The sequence below is a fragment of the Niabella agricola genome, from assembly GCF_021538615.1.
Lineage (GTDB): Bacteria > Bacteroidota > Bacteroidia > Chitinophagales > Chitinophagaceae > Niabella > Niabella agricola.
This window is the reverse complement of sequence record NZ_JAJHIZ010000003.1, coordinates 1740804-1756632: the sequence shown is the minus strand read 5'-3', so window position 1 is coordinate 1756632 and position 15829 is coordinate 1740804. Positions and strand designations below refer to the sequence as shown.

Genomic DNA, 15829 nt, shown 5'->3' with positions numbered 1-15829 from the left:
AAAAACAATGCTTACAAAAACGCTTTTTTCAATTTGGTTTTGTGGCCTGGTATTGATGGCCATCGGGTGTAAAAAACAAGGGTTGGTTGGGTTTGACCCGGTAAATCCGAATGCACCCGGGTTGGCAGATTCAAATAAATATGTAAAACTTTTTGAGCGCGGCTATGAAGGGTATGCGCTGTTCCGCATTCCTGCGATTGTGCGTGCAAAATCCGGTGTGCTGCTGGCATTTGCAGAAGGCCGCATGTGTGGTAGCTGCGGCGATGCCGGCGATATTAATATGGTGCTGAAAAGAAGCACCAACGGTGGTAAGTCCTGGAGCGATTTGATGGTGGTTTGGGATGATGGGGGAAATACCTGTGGTAACCCGGTGCCGATCGTGGATGAAGAAACCGGAATAATCCATTTATTAATGAGCTGGAACAATACCCGGGCCTTTGTAACCCGGTCAACCGACGAAGGGCTCACCTGGTCAACTCCAGAGGAAATCACCGCCGGCATAAAAGAGGTGGGCTGGACCTGGTACGCAACAGGACCGGTGCACGGCATCCAGTTAACACAAGGGGCTCATAAAGGCCGGCTGATTGCACCCACCTATACCACCGCCAGCAACTTGGGAAACAAGAGCTATTCCTTCTCTGTTTACTCCGATGATCATGGAGCGACCTGGAAAAAAGGTGCGCTCACAAAACAAGGAGATGTTGGAGAGTGTACGGTTGCGGAAGTTAGTACCGGCCTCTTGCTCAATATGCGTTCGTCTGTATCCAATGCCCGGGTGTTGGCCACGAGCACCGATGGCGGATTAACCTGGGGCAATAACCAATTGCAGCCGGATCTTATTGATCCCAAATGCCAGGCCAGCATGATTAGTTTTAAACAAAATGAGAAGTGGATGTTATTACAATCCAATGCAGCAGCTCAAACACGTACAAATATGATGGTGAAAATGTCTGCTGATGACGGGAAAACATGGAGCGCCTCATACACGGTTTTTTACGGAGCTTCCGCTTATTCCGATATGGTGCTGCTGGATGAACGGCATATCGGGTTGGTTTTTGAAAATGGAGATAAAAGTCCCTACGACCGGATCTATTTTAAACGCATCCCATTATCCAATCTTCAATAACAGCAGTATGAAGTTTATAAATTATTTATCAGGTGTCGTTTTTGTTATGGTGCTAATATTGACGGCATGTAGAAAGGATCGGGTCGGTACTGCGATCACCGTCGATTTTGCGGCCAGCAAAGTTGCACTTACCGCCGGCGATAGTGTTAGCTTTAAGGAGCTGGCGCAGGGCACCGTTTCAAACTGGCATTGGGAATTTGAGGGCGGGGAGCCTGCCCAATCCAACCTCTCTGGTCCTACGGTAACCTATAAAGTGCCCGGGAATTACTCTGTAACGCTGACGCTAAGGAATGCGGCCGGTGAAGTGACGCTAACCAGGGAGAAGATGATTACGGTTGGCTATAGCCGGGTTGAGGCGGATTTTACCCAGCAAAAGACAGTGGCGCTTCAAAATGAAAAACTGCAGTTTACGGATGTGAGCAAAGGATTGCCCGATTCATGGAAATGGGAATTCACGGCCCTGGCAACCGGCTCTGTGATTCGTTCGGATAAGCAGCATCCGCAGCTTAACTTTGCGGATACCGGTTTCTATAATATCCGGCTGATCGCGTCAAACCCGGATTACAGTGATACCATTGTTAAAGAAAAGGCATTACACATCATTGATCCGTATACGCTGGTGGCGGCATTTACCGCCGATGTGCAATCGATATACGAGGGACAACGCGTCCGATTCAGCGATCAGTCGCTGGGTATTGCCACGGAGTGGGCCTGGGAAATAAAAGGAGATGCAGCAACATTCCGGTCCGCAGAACAAAATCCTACGGTTCAGTTTCAGCAGGCGGGTCTTTATACCGTTACATTAAGCATCAAAAACGATGTAGCCACACATACAAAAACAGTGGAACGGTTTATAAGAGTGATTCCCGCAAATGGATTGGTTGGTTATTTTCCGTTTAATACTTCTATCAATGATGAGGGACCTTTAAAACTTTCTGTAGCCAGGAGAGGTCAGGTAGGTATAGAACCGGCCGGGCGAAATGGAATGGTAACCGGTGTAGGCAGTTTTGACGGTAGCGGAGGTCTTATTGTTACCGATAATCCCGGTTTTAATATGGGAACCGGTGATTTTACGGTTTCTGTCTGGATACAATCCTCCAGTACAGTGCGGATGATGGTATGGCAGGAAAGTGGCAAGAACGGTTCAAAAGATAACCAGGCCTGGATGCGCTTGAACAGCTCAGCCACACAATATACGGCCTTTAATACGGAAGATGCGGCGGGAGGTTCATTCCTGGCGCTGGCCGATCCGGGGAATATTGCAGATGGGAAATGGTACCATATGGTTGCTGTACGCTCGGGATTGGTAACAAAGATCTATATTAATGGCCAGAAAATGGCGGAACGCAGCTCGGCCACCGGTGTAAAAGATGTATCCAATACCGGAGACTTTAAGATCGGAATGCAGGAAGGATCCAGTAGTTTTAGTAATTATTTTATAGGAAAGCTGGACGAGTTGATTGTTTATAAAAGAGCGCTGAATGATAACGAGATTACAAACCTGTTTAATTATTAATGATGGAATGCATGAAACGATACTGTAAACATGGTCCGGTAAGCAGCGGGCTGCTGACCTGGACAGCATTCATTGGCATCATGTTGCTTATGGGAGCCTGCAGTACGCGTTTGCAGTCCGGTGCTGTACAAACGGTAACCGTTTTTGAGCCGGGTGTGGTATATAAATCAACCCGTATACCGGCGCTGGTGTATACCAAGCAGGGATCACTGCTGGCTTTTTGTGAAGGTCGTATAGGTACGGCAAGCGATTGGGCGGATATGCACCTGGTGATGCGTCGCAGCACGGATGGAGGAAAGAGTTGGGAGCCGGTCATCATTATTGATTCCATGAAGGGCGGTCCGGCCGGTAATCCAACACCTATCGTTGGCGCGGATGGAACCATTCATCTGTTATATCAGCGCGATTATGCAGAAGGGTTTTACACGTGCTCAACGGATGACGGAAAAACCTGGTCAAAATCTGTAAATATTACAGCCACTTACAATGCTTTCCGGTCGGATTATAACTGGAAGGTACTGGCACCGGGGCCGGGGCACGGCATTCAGCTGAAAAACGGTCGGTTGCTGAGTGCGGTATGGTTGGCTAATTCGTCCCGGTTAACACCAAGGAGAAGTCATTCCCCGTCTTGTGTAGCTACGATTTACAGTGATGACTATGGTAAGACCTGGGAGCGGGGCGCGATTATTGCTGATAGTTCCCTGAAGATCAGCAATCCCAATGAAAGTATGCCGGTACAGTTGTCGGACGGATCTGTGTTGATGAGTATCCGGAATCCGTCGAAACAACAACGAAGAGCGTTTAGCAGTAGTGTCACCGGCACCGGAGGCTGGACCGCAGCGCAATTTGCTGATGATTTATTTGATCCCACCTGTATGGCGCCCATTATTGCCCTGCCAACACTAAAGCCGCAGGGAAAGCCGGCATTATTGTTTGTAAACCCGGACAGCAGGGATATTGAAAAGCATCCACGCAGAAATCTTTCCGCAAAGCTATCCTTTGATGAAGGGGCTAGCTGGAGTTTTAATAAGGTGATTGATGCAGGCCCTTCCGGTTATAGCGATCTGGCCGTAGATAAAAAAGGGACGGTCTATTGCTTGTATGAGTCAGCCTCAAAAGACCGTGATTTTAATTACCGGTTGGTGCTGAAAAAGTTACCGGCGAAATGGTTTCGGAAAAACTAGTCTGGTTAACCTATGCAAACGGAAATCAAAAAAAATCTGTTGATACCGATAGAAGACGAAAATATACGAATGAAAATAAAAGGAATAATTGCAGCAACATTTAGCACACTGAAGGAAGATGGTTCATTAGACCTTGATAAGGTACCTTTACTGGTGGAGCAACTGATAACGGATGGAGTACAGGGCATATTTATTTGTGGCACCAACGGAGAAGGCCCCAACCTTACCGAGGAAGAGCGGATGCAAATAGCGGAAGCCTATGTGAAAGCGGTAGATAAACGCATACTGGTATTTGTGCATGTAGGACACAACGCCATAGCCGTATCGCGCCGCCTTGCAAAACATGCAGGCGATATCGGGGCCGACGCAATATCTTCTGTAGCCGGTTTTTATTTTAAGCCGGCATCCGTAAATAACCTGGTCGATTGTATGGCCGCCATCGCTGAAGCGGCACCGGGTCTTCCTTTCTACTATTATCATATTCCGGCTATTACAGGTATTTCCGTCGATATGATCCGGTTCCTGGAACTGGCAGAAGAACGGATACCCAGTTTCGCAGGAATAAAATATACTGCGGCAACATTACAGGAGTATCAAAGCTGCCTGAACTATAAAAATGGTAAATACGATATCCTTTTTGGGTATGATGAGTTGTTGTTGCCCGCACTTTCGGTAGGTGCAAAAGGCGCCATCGGAAGTACTTATACATTTGCAGCCCCGCTCTACAACGCCGTCATACGGGCGTTTGAACAGGGCGACCTGGAAAAGGCCCGGGGCTTGCAATGGCAGGCCGTGCAAATGATTTCCTGTTTGGCGGAGTTCGGACCGATACCCACGCAAAAGGCCATTGTAAGTTTGAAAGGGCTGGATTTAGGTCCCTGCCGGTTACCGTTAATGGCATTGGACGCGGATCAAAAAAAACACGTGAAGCAATTTCTTGAATCCATTCATTTTTTTGAAAACCTGGACCGGATTCAGCAAAAAGATGAACTGACAGGAAATGAAAAATAAACTCTGGCTAACATTATTCATAGCAATATATATGTTGTTCAATCCTGTAGCTGCACAACAGTTTAAAGTGGAACATTGGAAGGCATTGCCGGATTCAACCGGTTTTGCAGGTTCTTTTGCCGGGTTGATAAATGACCGGTTGATTGTAGCCGGAGGCAGTAATTTTCCTGGTGGCGGTGCGCCCTGGCTGGGATCAAAAAAGGTATGGTACGACCCGGTGTTCCTGTTAGAGACAAAAACGGCGAGCTGGAAAAAGATTGGCAACCTGCCCCGGCCTCTGGGTTACGGAGTATCTGTTTCATTGCCCGAAGGACTGCTTTGTATCGGCGGTAGTAACGCGGGTGGACATCGCTCTGAGGTGTTACTGCTGCAGCTCAAGAACGGAATACTGCAAACAGATACGCTGCAGCCACTGCCACAGCCGCTGGCAAATACCTGTGGTGTACTGGTGCGGAATAAGATCTATGTAGCTGGAGGCATTACAGCTCCTGATGCAAAGACCACCTCATCGGCTTTTTATGAACTGGATCTTTCGAAAGGGGTGCGTGCCGCCCAATGGAAAGAATTGCCCACCTGGCCAGGCCCATCACGTATGTTGGGGATAGCAGCGGCGGTTGGTGATTTTTTTTATTTGTTTAGCGGAACAGAACTGATAAACGGGCAACGAATATATCTTCGGGATGCATACCGTTTTTCAGAGCAAGCCGGCTGGGCGAAAATTGCTGCCCTTCCATGGCCGGTAGTGGCGGCTCCTTCGCCCCTGATGTGTGATCAGCAATATATCTATCTTTTGGGTGGCGATGATGGGAGCAATGCGGGGAGGGAGCTGCGCGAAGCACACCCCGGGTTTAGTACAAAAATGCTGGAATATAATTATCGGAATGATACCTGGTCCGTGTTACCCGGTATTAAAAAAGATAGGCCACTCATACCCGTAACTACCACGGCAGTTTTATGGAAAGACCATTGGGTAATTCCCGGAGGAGAAATAAAGCCGGGAATTCGTACACCCGCCGTACTCGGTATTTTAAAAGCTAAATAAGAACAGAACAATAACCGGCCATGCTATTAAAAGAAAAAAAATATTACAAGTGGATCGTTGTTGCCTTGTTATGGGGCGTGGCCCTTCTCAACTATCTCGACCGGCAGATGCTTTCTACGATGCGGCCTTCGATGCAGATTGATATCGCAGAGCTGCAGAGCGCAACCAGTTTCGGCCACCTGATGGCCGTCTTTCTCTGGATTTATGGCTTGATGTCGCCGGTATCGGGCATTATCGCCGACCGGCTGAACCGGAAATGGCTGATTGCGGGAAGCTTGTTTGTTTGGTCGGCGGTTACCCTGCTGATGGGGGTGGCCACTTCATTTAACCAGTTGTATGGTCTGCGGGCCGTAATGGGCGTCAGTGAAGCCTTGTATATACCAGCTGCTTTGTCGCTGATTGCAGATTATCATTCTTCCAAAACGCGGTCATTGGCGGTGGGGATTCATATGATTGGACTGTATGCGGGGCAAGCTTTTGGAGGATTTGGGGCTACCATTGCCCAGGCGTATTCCTGGCAGGCTACCTTTCATGCTTTTGGGATTGCCGGAATCTGCTATGCTGTCGTATTGATCCTGTTTTTAAAAGAACACCGGCCGGCAATTGAGCCGGCATCGCAGATTAAAACGGGTACTCCACCAGTGTCGAAGACCTTTAAAGTACTTTTTTCAAACCTTTCATTTTGGATACTCCTATTGTACTTTACCGTGCCCAGTATTCCGGGATGGGCGGTGAAAAATTGGTTACCCACGCTTTTTTCTGATCACCTTGGTATGGAGATGAGCGCCGCGGGTCCCAGGGCTACCATCACGATTGCTGTTTCTTCGCTGCTGGGTGTGCTTACCGGCGGATTGCTGTCGGACCGGTGGGTGCAGAAAAATCTGAAAGGGCGTGTTTACATCAGTGCCCTGGGTGTACTGCTTACGATCCCGGCGTTATTGCTGCTGGGCTATGGACGCAGCCTGTTGCCGCTTACCGGCGCTGCATTCTGCTTCGGTTTTGGTTTTGGTATGTTTGATGCCAATAATATGCCCATTCTCTGCCAGCTGGTAGCGCCAAAATACCGGGCCACGGCCTATGGTCTTATGAATATGACCAGCGTATTGCTGGGCGCCTGGATTACGGATTTTTTGGGAAAATCGGTAGATGCAGGCCACCTGCGCCGCGACTTTGCGCTGCTCTCAATCATTGTACTGCTGGCGCTGATCCTGCAATTGACCCTGCTGAAACCCAAAACGGTTGACTACAGGAGCGGAACCTGACGCATGGTTGTGGTCAATACCCGGCAATAATCTGCAGCCCGGCCGCCAGTGAAACATTCGTAAAATAAAATGAAGAGCTGCGTAAGTATAAGCATTATTTTTAGTGTCTGTATAAATGCATGCAAGCAACATCCATTGATTTTCTATTCCGGCAGATCGGTGAAGGGCAAAAGAATGCCTTCGACCAGTTGTTTCATCGCTACTACGAGCGGATGGTACGTTTTGCCCTGCAATATGTAAAGCAACCGGAGCCTGCAGAAGAACTGGTGTCTTCAGTTTTTATAAATGTCTGGCAAAGACGCGAACGGCTTCCTGAAGTGCGTACACCAGAAGTATACCTCTTTGTGTCTGTAAGAAACGCTTGTCTCAATTACCTGCGTCAATCTGCAAAATTGAGAACGATTCATCATGCGCCGGTACCAGATGGGGCGCAATCGGAGGATATTGGCCATACTGAGTACAGGGAGCTGGAAGCGATTGTTCATGCGGCCATAGAACGCCTGCCGGTTCAACGGAAAATGATTTTCCGGCTGATCCGGGAAGAAGGGTTAAAGGCAAAGGAAGTAGCGGAAATTCTTTCGGTTTCTGTCAGAACCGTTGAAAACCAGCTTTACAAGGCGGTGAAAAGCCTGGCCGACACAATCAGTGAATACCTGGGGTATCATCCGAAGGAACAGCGGGTAACCGGAAGAACGCTGTTATTATTTTTTTGAATCGGGTAAGTATACCGGATGTTTTTTTTGTCCTTATAAAAGCAGCATAAACAATATGAACAGGGAAAAATTTTTAGCCTTGTTGTCAAAGAAGATGAGAAATGAGCTTTCACCGGGAGAGGAACAGGTGTTTGAAAAGTGTATAAGGGAGCACAACGAATACAGGCAACTAAATAATGCGATCGGAACGGCCGTTCCTCCTGTAGCGGCATCCCGGCCGGATATAGAGGCAAGACTTTCAGCAATCTGGAAGCGGATAGAGGGGGACGATGTATTAAGAACCGTTCCGGCGACAAGACGCAGCTTCCGTTGGAAAAGCTGGCTAAAAATAGCGGCTGTTTTATTACTGGTAGGAGGTATGATTGTTTTTGCACGCTACTTTAATCAATCATCAAAAGGAGAACAGATGCTGGTCCTTCATACAACGAATGAAAAATTATATGCGACGCTTCCGGACGGAACGCAGATCACCCTGAACACGCATTCAATCCTGGAGTACAATACCGGTTTTGGCAACGAAAAACGAAAGATCGTGCTGCAGGGAGAAGCATTTTTCGATGTAACGGAAAATAAAAACATCCCGTTACAGGTGCTGGCCGGCCCGCTGTTGGTGGAGGTAAAGGGAACGGCATTTAATGTAAATGCATATAGGAACAGTCCGGAGGTAAGTGTGGTATTGCTGCGTGGTGCTGTGGAAGTATCCAGAAGGGGTGACCGCAGTGATAAGGTATTGTTAAAGCCCAATCAATGGTTACTGGCGCCCAACACTACGGCCGGGGCCATACAATTCCGGATTGACTCAGTGGGGCCGCAATGGGTGCAGCAGTTGCATTGGATGGAAGATTCCCTGGTGTTCAGAAAAGAACAATTGCAGCATATAGTTTTAAGGCTCGAAAAAAAATATAGAGTCTCCATTGAGATCAAAACGGAGGCGCTGAAAGAAAAACGGTTCAGTGGAATGTTTGTTCATGAAAGCCTGGCAGAAGGGCTCGATGCACTGAAAATGGCCTATCCTTTCCAATATAAGATTGAAGATAAAAAAGTAACGATCCGGTAAAACCACCGGCTGTAACAATTTTTAAAAGCGGGCGTATAATGTACAAGCAAACGTCATGAAGCTGGTAAGAAGCGCGGTATTTACTATTTTAATGATTGTATGGGCCGTATGTGTACAGGCACAGAACCGGAGCGTTTCTGTTACTGCACTGGGTCTACCGCTCAAAACGGTGCTGGGTCAGCTTCAGGAGCAGAGCGGCTATACCATTATTTACAGCGATGAGGTAGTGCTGGACTCAATGACCGCTTCGGTGGATGCCCAACGGCAACCCATGTCTGCCGTCTTAAACCGGATCTTATCGCCGCATGGGCTGTTTTATACAAATAGAACCGGCCAACTGATTGTGATCGGAAGTACAAGGCTGCGCGATCAAATACGGGATGGGCAGCAACCGGAACGGGAACTGGAAGGTTGGGTAAGTGACGCAGACGAAAAGCCGGTGCCGTATGCGTCGGTTACAATAATGGAGCAGGGACGCATGTTGTCTGGTACAGCAGGCGAAAACAATGGCCGGTTCCGGATCCTGTATGCGTTTGAACCGGGGAAGCGATACAGTTTGCAGGTGTCGTCCGTTGGCTACAAAACGGGACTTTTTACCATTGTCTTTTCTGATACGCTAAAACTGCAACCCCTGGTCCTGGAAAAAGATAAAAGCACGCTGAATGTGGTAACAGTGGCAGCTTTCAGGCCCCTTGTTGAAAGAAGAGCAGACCGTTTTATTGTAAACGTGGAGGGCACGCCGCTGGCCGATGGCAACAACGCTTTGGAGGTATTGCAAAAGGCACCCGGAATTTGGGTGGATCCGGATGGGGCGATCAAAATCCAGGGGAACGGGTCGGTTACGGTGATGATCAATGATGTGGTGCAACGGATGTCTGGCTCCGACCTGGCCGAGTTTCTTCGCACCATTCGCTCGGAGAACATTAAAAAGATCGAGGTTATTGCCAACCCGCCGGCGGAATACGAGGCATCCGGAACCGGCGGAATCGTACATATTATTTTGAAAAAGGCCCGGGACGAGGGTTTTACAGGGCAGCTTACTGCCGTGTATAAACAGCAGAAAGGAAAGCCTTACCTTTCTGCCGGTATTTCGGCGCAGTATAAGGTAAGGCGTTTTTATTTTTTTGGCAACGGATCCTTATCGAAAGAGGAGCAGGTGTACTATGCCCGCACGATCAACAGCTATAAAGATAACAGTACCTATGATGGGATCACAGACAGGATCAATAATAACCGCCAATTCAGCTACCAGGGAGGTGTCGTATATGATATTTCCGGTAAACAATCCTTAAGTTTCCAGGGTGGAATAACCGGAGTGGATCTTTTAAGGAACTTTAAAACGGGAATTACGTTAAAAGACAGCACCGGCAAGACGGTTGCCGGGAACTCGGTTACAGACTGGCGTCGCACACCCCGCCTGTTAACAGGTACGCTTAACTATAGTTATAAGCTGGACACCCTGGGTTCGGTGTTTAAAATCCTGGGAGATTATATGAAGGGAAAAAAAACAGAGAACATGCAGGTGGCCTCCGCGTATACAGACCCGCTGAAGGATACCCTTTACCGGAATCGTTATCCGAGCAATACCGCCATCTACAGTGGTCAGGCAGATTATTTACACTATCTTACCAAGGTTACCAGGTTACAGACAGGATTAAAATATGTGGCAACTGAAAGGGATAATACCATCACCACCGAGCAGATGGTGAACGATGTCTGGGTTGTTAATAAAAATGCCAGCAATCAGTTTATTTATGATGAAAACCTGCTGATGGGCTATGCGGCGATGGAGACTTCCATAAAACAAACCAGTGTTAAATTAGGGCTGCGGGCGGAAGAAACATATATGAAGGGAAACAATATTACTTCCGGACAACAGTTTTCCCGGAAATATCTGAACCTGTTTCCTTCGGTGTTTTTATTGCAGCAACTCAACGATCAGCCGGTTCCTGCCTCGCTGTCGTTCAGCTATAGCCGGAGAATTCGCCGGCCGCAGTTCGGAGATCTGAATCCCTTCCGGTTACGTATTGGTGATTATTCCGTTATGGTGGGCAACCCGGATCTGTTGCCGGAATATTCGGATAATTACCGGCTGGGATATAACTTCTGGAAGGGGTATACCTTAACCCTGCAATACCAGCGTACGAATAATATCATTGCAGAGTTTGCCAATCCCCAGGAAGATGGAGTGATTGAATATCAGACAAGAAATTTCAAATATCGTACATCTTATGGCGCGTCGTTATATGCACCGGTAAAGATTACAAAATGGTGGACGGCCAACGTCTATAGCGGGCTTTTTTATACAGCCTACGTCATCAATGATATCCAATTCGCCCAAACGGCCTTTACCCTGAATACCTACCAAACCTTTACGCTGAAACGGAATTTTGATGCCGCTCTCGCCACCGTTTATAATTCCCCGTATGTGGTAGGGAACACCAGGAATGCAACAATGTTTATTACAGATTGCTCATTTGGAAAAAAGTTTTTTGACAACAAACTGCGTTTAAGGTTAAACTTTACGGATGTGTTCAATACGTTCAGGGAAAAATCGCAAACCACATACAATGGAGTTAAGATCGATTTTTATCAGAAGCGACCGACCCGGACGATAGGTATTTCGGTAAACTACCTCCTGAATGCGGGCAAAAAGATCAAGGATAAAAAAATAGAACTAAGTGCGGAGGAAGAAAAAAGCCGGATATAACTTTATTGACCGTAAATTGGGGTATGTTTCATAAAAAGGGCAACAGCATTGTCATTATGGGCGTATCCGGCAGCGGTAAAACCACCGTTGGAAAAGCGGTTGCTGCGGAATATGGTTGCCGTTTTGTGGATGGGGATGATCTGCATCCGCCTGCTAATATATCGAAAATGCACGCCGGCATTCCTTTGACGGATGCCGATCGCTGGGGATGGCTGCAACGCATCAACCAGGAAATGCATACGCTGAATACCGCAGGGATTTCTGTGGTTGTAGCTTGCTCCGCGCTCAAAAGGAAATATCGGGAACTGTTGCGGCAGCATGGTCTGTCGCTTTTATTCCTGTACCTGAAAGGCAATTTGAACCAGGTAGATGCGCTACTGGAAAAACGAGAGGGGCATTTTATGCCGGCCGGATTACTCAAAAGCCAGTTCGAAACGCTGGAGGAACCTGCAGGGGAGGAGACTGATTGTATTGCAATACCGATTACAGATCTTCGGGAAGAACTGGAACAAATTCTTGCCGTGTTAAGGCAGCATGGATTTTCCTGATTCATGGTGTATTCGCCTAATAACTGTATTTTAGATATAAATACCTGCCATGGCCCTGTTGATCCTCGCACTCGGAATTGTTTTGCTATTGCTGCTGATTACCGTTGTAAAGCTCAATGCGTTTATATCACTGACGCTGGTAACCCTTTTTATAGCGCTGGGAAACGGTATGGCCCCGCCACAGGTCATTACAGCCATCAGTAAAGGGATCGGCGATACGCTCGGATCCCTGATTCTTATTTTAGGCATGGGGGTGCTGCTGGGGGCCTTGCTAACCGAAACCGGTGCCACGCAGCAGATCTGTAATGGATTGATGCGGGTATTTGGACCGGCACGGGCAAAGGCGGCGCTTGCGGTCACCGGTTTTGCAGTGGGACTGGCAATGTTCTATAGTGCTGGATTTATCGTGTTAATTCCCCTGGTTTTTGTGGTTGCCCGGCAAACAGGCTTGCCTCTGACATACCTGGCCATTGCCATGGCTGCTCCGCTCTCCATTACGCATGGCTTTTTGCCGCCACATCCGGGTCCGTCAGCAATTGCGATCCTGTTTAAGGCGGATATGGGTAAAACCCTGCTGTACGGTTTGTGCATTGCAGTGCCAACCCTCTTGCTGGCTGGTATACTTTTCCCGGAACGGATACGAAAGATCAAGGCAATGCCGCCGGCCGGTATATTCGGAAGCGAAGCAACGGCAGCATCAACTCTACCCGGTTTTGGCATCAGTTTATTTACGGCATTGATACCCGTGTTATTAATGGCGGCTGCAGCGGTCTCCGCTGCGTTTGACAAACAGCAGGCCGGTGTGTTCACCCGGCTGGCGCAGTTTGCGGGCGACCCGGGCATGGCGATGCTGATTGCCGTTGTCTGTGCGTTGTTCTTTTTGGGCGTGTTTCGTGGGGTTTCTATTAAATTGCTGATGGACCGCACCGGCGGATCGCTGAATGCCATTGCCACCATTGTACTGGTGATTGCAGCGGGCGGAGCTTTAAAAGAAGTCCTTATCCAAAGCAAGACGGCGGATGCCATTACGCTCTTTTTTCTGAAAACCTCCCTGGCCCCTCTGTTCCTGGGCTGGCTGGTAGCTACCCTCATCCGCATTGCTGTTGGATCCGCTACTGTGGCGGCGCTTACAGCAGCGGGAATTGTACAGCCGCTGATTGCTTCAATGCATGTTAAGCCGGAGCTGATGGTATTGGCCATCGGAGCCGGAAGTCTGATGTGTTCCCATGTAAACGATACCGGCTTCTGGATGTTTAAAGAATACCTGGGACTGAGCGTTGGAGATACGTTTAAAACCTGGACGGTAATGGAGTCCATCATTGGAATTGCGGGACTTGCCGGGGTGCTTCTTCTCAATTTGCTGGTATGAGTGACCGCATTTCAAGGCGCACATAATATTTGTTTGTTGACGACAAGATCTGCATAATTTCTACCGGTGATATCTGGTAGCTTTGCTGTGCAAAACGAAACATATGATCAGCGAAGTACTGGTATATATTAATAATCACCTGGGCGACAAAATTACGTTGGAGCAATTGGCTGCGGTGACGGGATACTCACCTTCTCATTTACATAAAAAGCTGAGTGCGGAATTGGGTATCAGTCTGGGAAAATATATTCAGAACCAGCGGATGCATACTGCGGCTTATTTTCTGGCGATGACCCGGTTGCCGTTGAACGAGATCCGGTACCTGGTAGGTTTCGAAGATGACAGTGCTTTTGGAAGGGCATTCCGCAAATTATACCTGGTATCGCCGCTGCAATACCGGAAATCCCAACGACACCAGCAGGCCAGCCCGCTGCAGGCTTTCCGGTATATTTCGACCAGCGGGACCGTTAGCAGGGTGCAGCCACAAACAGCCCGCGTGTTTGCTTCAAGGGGAAATTATTTCGATGACAGCATTTACAATATCTGGAGGGATGTGCGGACCTATATCCGGTCTGTTAACAGGGTCCCTGAAGATTTTGAGCACTATGCTGTTTTGCATGAATGTCCGCATGTAACAGGGAATCGCGCATGCCGGTACGATGCAGCCATCGTTCCCAAAGGGTTTAACCTGCCGGTTGATCCCTACCTGCAAACAACTGTTCTGAGCGGAACGTATATTCAATTTAATTTCTGCAGCCGGGTGCAGGATTATAAAGCCGTAACTGCAGAAGTCAATACAACACTGGCCCGGCAAACAAAGCTGCGGCACCGTCCCGGAGTGTCTTACTTCAAATTTGATTCTATGCCGGATCCGGACAAGCCAGACCATCTGCTTATTCGCTGGTATCTTCCTGTAATGTAATCATCAAAATAGATATATGAAAAAAAGAATCGTGGCATCCCTATGCTGTTTGGGGATCGGAGGGCTTGTTTTTGCCTTCGGCGACCTCCTGATTGACCAGGAGAACGCAATTTTTAAAGCCGACCGGGAACCGGAGAAATTTGCTGTATTGACCACATCGGCTGCTTACATGTGGTGGGCGGGACGCGGGTTCCTGGGCGTGTTGCTGGAAATGATTGGAACGGTTGGACTTTACCTGTACCTGCAAAAATCAAAAGCTGAAAAATGGGCGTTCGTGGGGTTGTTGTTTACGCTTACACACCAACTGTTGGGCATTGGCGTATTTGCGGTCGCCTATTTTCTCTTTCCTGCTGCCGGGCATTTATTTCTGAACGGGGCAACACAAGCGATGTCCTTCGTAACTATGAAGGGGGCGTTGGGTGTGTTTTTTGGCGTGTCGCTTGTAAGTACACTGGTTGGGCTTTCCTGTATGGCGATAGCGGTACAAAAAAGCAGGATGCTACCTGCGCTTTCCGGCTGGATAGCACTTTTGGGTTTCGCGCTGATACCAGTACCCGGCGTTTTGATTCAGTTTTTGGCAAACACCATCTGGTCCGGTGCTTATTTCTGGATGGCCTTATACATATACAAAACAATGAAACCGTATGGAACAACAGCGATTCAACCTGTTTAACCGGGCACATAAGGCGCTGCGGGGCCTTATGTGCAGCACATTAATCCGGTTGCAACAGGCGGATCTTACCGGCGAATATTCATTGAAACAATGCTGCCGTGATATCAACCTGGTAATAGAGCTGCTGGAGGAGCACGCGATCCTGGAAGATCATTACATCCTTCCATCGCTACCACCCGAAGCGCGGTCGTCGGTTTTGTTTTTTGAGCAACAGCATCTGGAAGATAAAATGCTTTGCTCAAACTTAAAGGAACTGATGAAGAAAATGGAAAACGCTACAACCGGTTCCCTGCGTGCGTCCGGTGTGCCGGTACTGCTTCAGGCGTATATCAGTTTTGCGGTCTTTAACCTGCAGCATATGAATATGGAAGAGCAGCTTTTGAATCCTCTGCTATGGCTAAAATATACCGATGTTGAACTGGAGCAGATCGTCGCGGAGGCCATAAAAAAATCGCCCTCCAAAAATCATATGCTTTTTTTGGGGCTTATGATCGAGCATCAAAACGATGAGGAGCTTTATACCTGGATTTGCAATATCCGGCAAACCGCTGCTGCTGCTGTTTTTCAGCAGCTGGAGGCGCTTAGCAACCAGGTGCTGCCTGAAGCGAGGTTGAATGCTTTAAAACAGCGCATCAAAAAAATGAAGCGCAAACAGCCCGGTTATGATGTACGGTAGTTCAATTAAAAGATATTATG

General features: G+C 48.2%; 14 protein-coding genes. All 14 read left to right on the top strand.

The features are described from left to right. The first annotated feature begins 7 nt into the window (after positions 1-7). The 14 genes from LL912_RS12770 to LL912_RS12705 all read left to right on the top strand — a co-directional run bounded on the left by LL912_RS12770 (position 8) and on the right by LL912_RS12705 (position 15809). On the top strand, positions 8-1126 hold the full coding sequence (locus tag LL912_RS12770; protein WP_235553960.1) for a sialidase family protein: 1119 nt from the start codon (positions 8-10) through the stop codon (positions 1124-1126). 7 nt (positions 1127-1133) lie between these two features. Next, the gene (locus LL912_RS12765) at positions 1134-2642 is read left to right on the top strand and encodes a PKD domain-containing protein (RefSeq protein ID WP_235553959.1); all 1509 of its coding nucleotides are present in this window, start codon (positions 1134-1136) and stop codon (positions 2640-2642) included. 11 nt (positions 2643-2653) lie between these two features. Next, positions 2654-3826 (top strand): sialidase family protein, encoded by a 1173-nt coding sequence (locus LL912_RS12760; protein WP_235553958.1) that lies wholly within the window; start codon positions 2654-2656, stop codon positions 3824-3826. 69 nt (positions 3827-3895) lie between these two features. After that, positions 3896-4837: a dihydrodipicolinate synthase family protein gene (locus LL912_RS12755; protein ID WP_235553957.1), complete on the top strand. Its 942-nt coding sequence runs from the start codon at positions 3896-3898 to the stop codon at positions 4835-4837. Next, positions 4827-5879 carry a kelch repeat-containing protein gene (locus tag LL912_RS12750; RefSeq protein WP_235553956.1) on the top strand — a complete coding sequence of 351 codons (1053 nt, stop codon included), beginning with the start codon at positions 4827-4829 and terminating at the stop codon, positions 5877-5879. Before LL912_RS12755 ends, LL912_RS12750 begins: the two co-directional genes overlap by 11 nt. Positions 5880-5899: 20 nt before the next feature. After that, a complete protein-coding gene (locus LL912_RS12745; protein WP_235553955.1) occupies positions 5900-7141 on the top strand; it encodes an MFS transporter in 1242 nt (413 codons plus the stop codon). 119 nt (positions 7142-7260) lie between these two features. Continuing rightward, positions 7261-7854 (top strand): RNA polymerase sigma-70 factor, encoded by a 594-nt coding sequence (locus LL912_RS12740; protein ID WP_235553954.1) that lies wholly within the window; start codon positions 7261-7263, stop codon positions 7852-7854. A gap of 55 nt (positions 7855-7909) precedes the next feature. Beyond that, positions 7910-8911, top strand: coding sequence for a FecR domain-containing protein (locus tag LL912_RS12735; RefSeq protein ID WP_235553953.1), 1002 nt, complete (start codon positions 7910-7912; stop codon positions 8909-8911). Between the two features lie 55 nt (positions 8912-8966). Further along, a complete protein-coding gene (locus tag LL912_RS12730; protein WP_235553952.1) occupies positions 8967-11621 on the top strand; it encodes an outer membrane beta-barrel protein in 2655 nt (884 codons plus the stop codon). Between the two features lie 23 nt (positions 11622-11644). Then, positions 11645-12169 (top strand): gluconokinase, encoded by a 525-nt coding sequence (locus LL912_RS12725; RefSeq protein ID WP_235553951.1) that lies wholly within the window; start codon positions 11645-11647, stop codon positions 12167-12169. A gap of 49 nt (positions 12170-12218) precedes the next feature. After that, entirely contained in the window at positions 12219-13538 is a 1320-nt protein-coding gene (locus tag LL912_RS12720; RefSeq protein WP_235553950.1) for a gluconate:H+ symporter, read from the top strand. 103 nt (positions 13539-13641) lie between these two features. After that, positions 13642-14460, top strand: a complete 819-nt coding sequence (locus LL912_RS12715) for an AraC family transcriptional regulator (protein ID WP_235553949.1) — start codon at positions 13642-13644, stop codon at positions 14458-14460. Between the two features lie 16 nt (positions 14461-14476). Continuing rightward, a complete protein-coding gene (locus LL912_RS12710) occupies positions 14477-15133 on the top strand; it encodes a hypothetical protein (RefSeq protein WP_235553948.1) in 657 nt (218 codons plus the stop codon). Continuing rightward, the gene (locus LL912_RS12705; RefSeq protein WP_235553947.1) at positions 15105-15809 is read left to right on the top strand and encodes a hemerythrin domain-containing protein; all 705 of its coding nucleotides are present in this window, start codon (positions 15105-15107) and stop codon (positions 15807-15809) included. The genes LL912_RS12710 and LL912_RS12705 overlap by 29 nt, the downstream gene beginning before the upstream one ends. The last annotated feature ends 20 nt before the right edge of the window (positions 15810-15829 follow it).

What these genes read in the sequence shown, in the direction of transcription:
- LL912_RS12770 (WP_235553960.1), top strand. Translation starts at nt 8, where the DNA reads ATGCTTACAAAAACGCTTTTTTCAATTTGGTTTTGTGGCCTGGTATTG.
- LL912_RS12765 (WP_235553959.1), top strand. Translation starts at nt 1,134, where the DNA reads ATGAAGTTTATAAATTATTTATCAGGTGTCGTTTTTGTTATGGTGCTA.
- LL912_RS12760 (WP_235553958.1), top strand. Translation starts at nt 2,654, where the DNA reads ATGAAACGATACTGTAAACATGGTCCGGTAAGCAGCGGGCTGCTGACC.
- LL912_RS12755 (WP_235553957.1), top strand. Translation starts at nt 3,896, where the DNA reads ATGAAAATAAAAGGAATAATTGCAGCAACATTTAGCACACTGAAGGAA.
- LL912_RS12750 (WP_235553956.1), top strand. Translation starts at nt 4,827, where the DNA reads ATGAAAAATAAACTCTGGCTAACATTATTCATAGCAATATATATGTTG.
- LL912_RS12745 (WP_235553955.1), top strand. Translation starts at nt 5,900, where the DNA reads ATGCTATTAAAAGAAAAAAAATATTACAAGTGGATCGTTGTTGCCTTG.
- LL912_RS12740 (WP_235553954.1), top strand. Translation starts at nt 7,261, where the DNA reads ATGCAAGCAACATCCATTGATTTTCTATTCCGGCAGATCGGTGAAGGG.
- LL912_RS12735 (WP_235553953.1), top strand. Translation starts at nt 7,910, where the DNA reads ATGAACAGGGAAAAATTTTTAGCCTTGTTGTCAAAGAAGATGAGAAAT.
- LL912_RS12730 (WP_235553952.1), top strand. Translation starts at nt 8,967, where the DNA reads ATGAAGCTGGTAAGAAGCGCGGTATTTACTATTTTAATGATTGTATGG.
- LL912_RS12725 (WP_235553951.1), top strand. Translation starts at nt 11,645, where the DNA reads ATGTTTCATAAAAAGGGCAACAGCATTGTCATTATGGGCGTATCCGGC.
- LL912_RS12720 (WP_235553950.1), top strand. Translation starts at nt 12,219, where the DNA reads ATGGCCCTGTTGATCCTCGCACTCGGAATTGTTTTGCTATTGCTGCTG.
- LL912_RS12715 (WP_235553949.1), top strand. Translation starts at nt 13,642, where the DNA reads ATGATCAGCGAAGTACTGGTATATATTAATAATCACCTGGGCGACAAA.
- LL912_RS12710 (WP_235553948.1), top strand. Translation starts at nt 14,477, where the DNA reads ATGAAAAAAAGAATCGTGGCATCCCTATGCTGTTTGGGGATCGGAGGG.
- LL912_RS12705 (WP_235553947.1), top strand. Translation starts at nt 15,105, where the DNA reads ATGGAACAACAGCGATTCAACCTGTTTAACCGGGCACATAAGGCGCTG.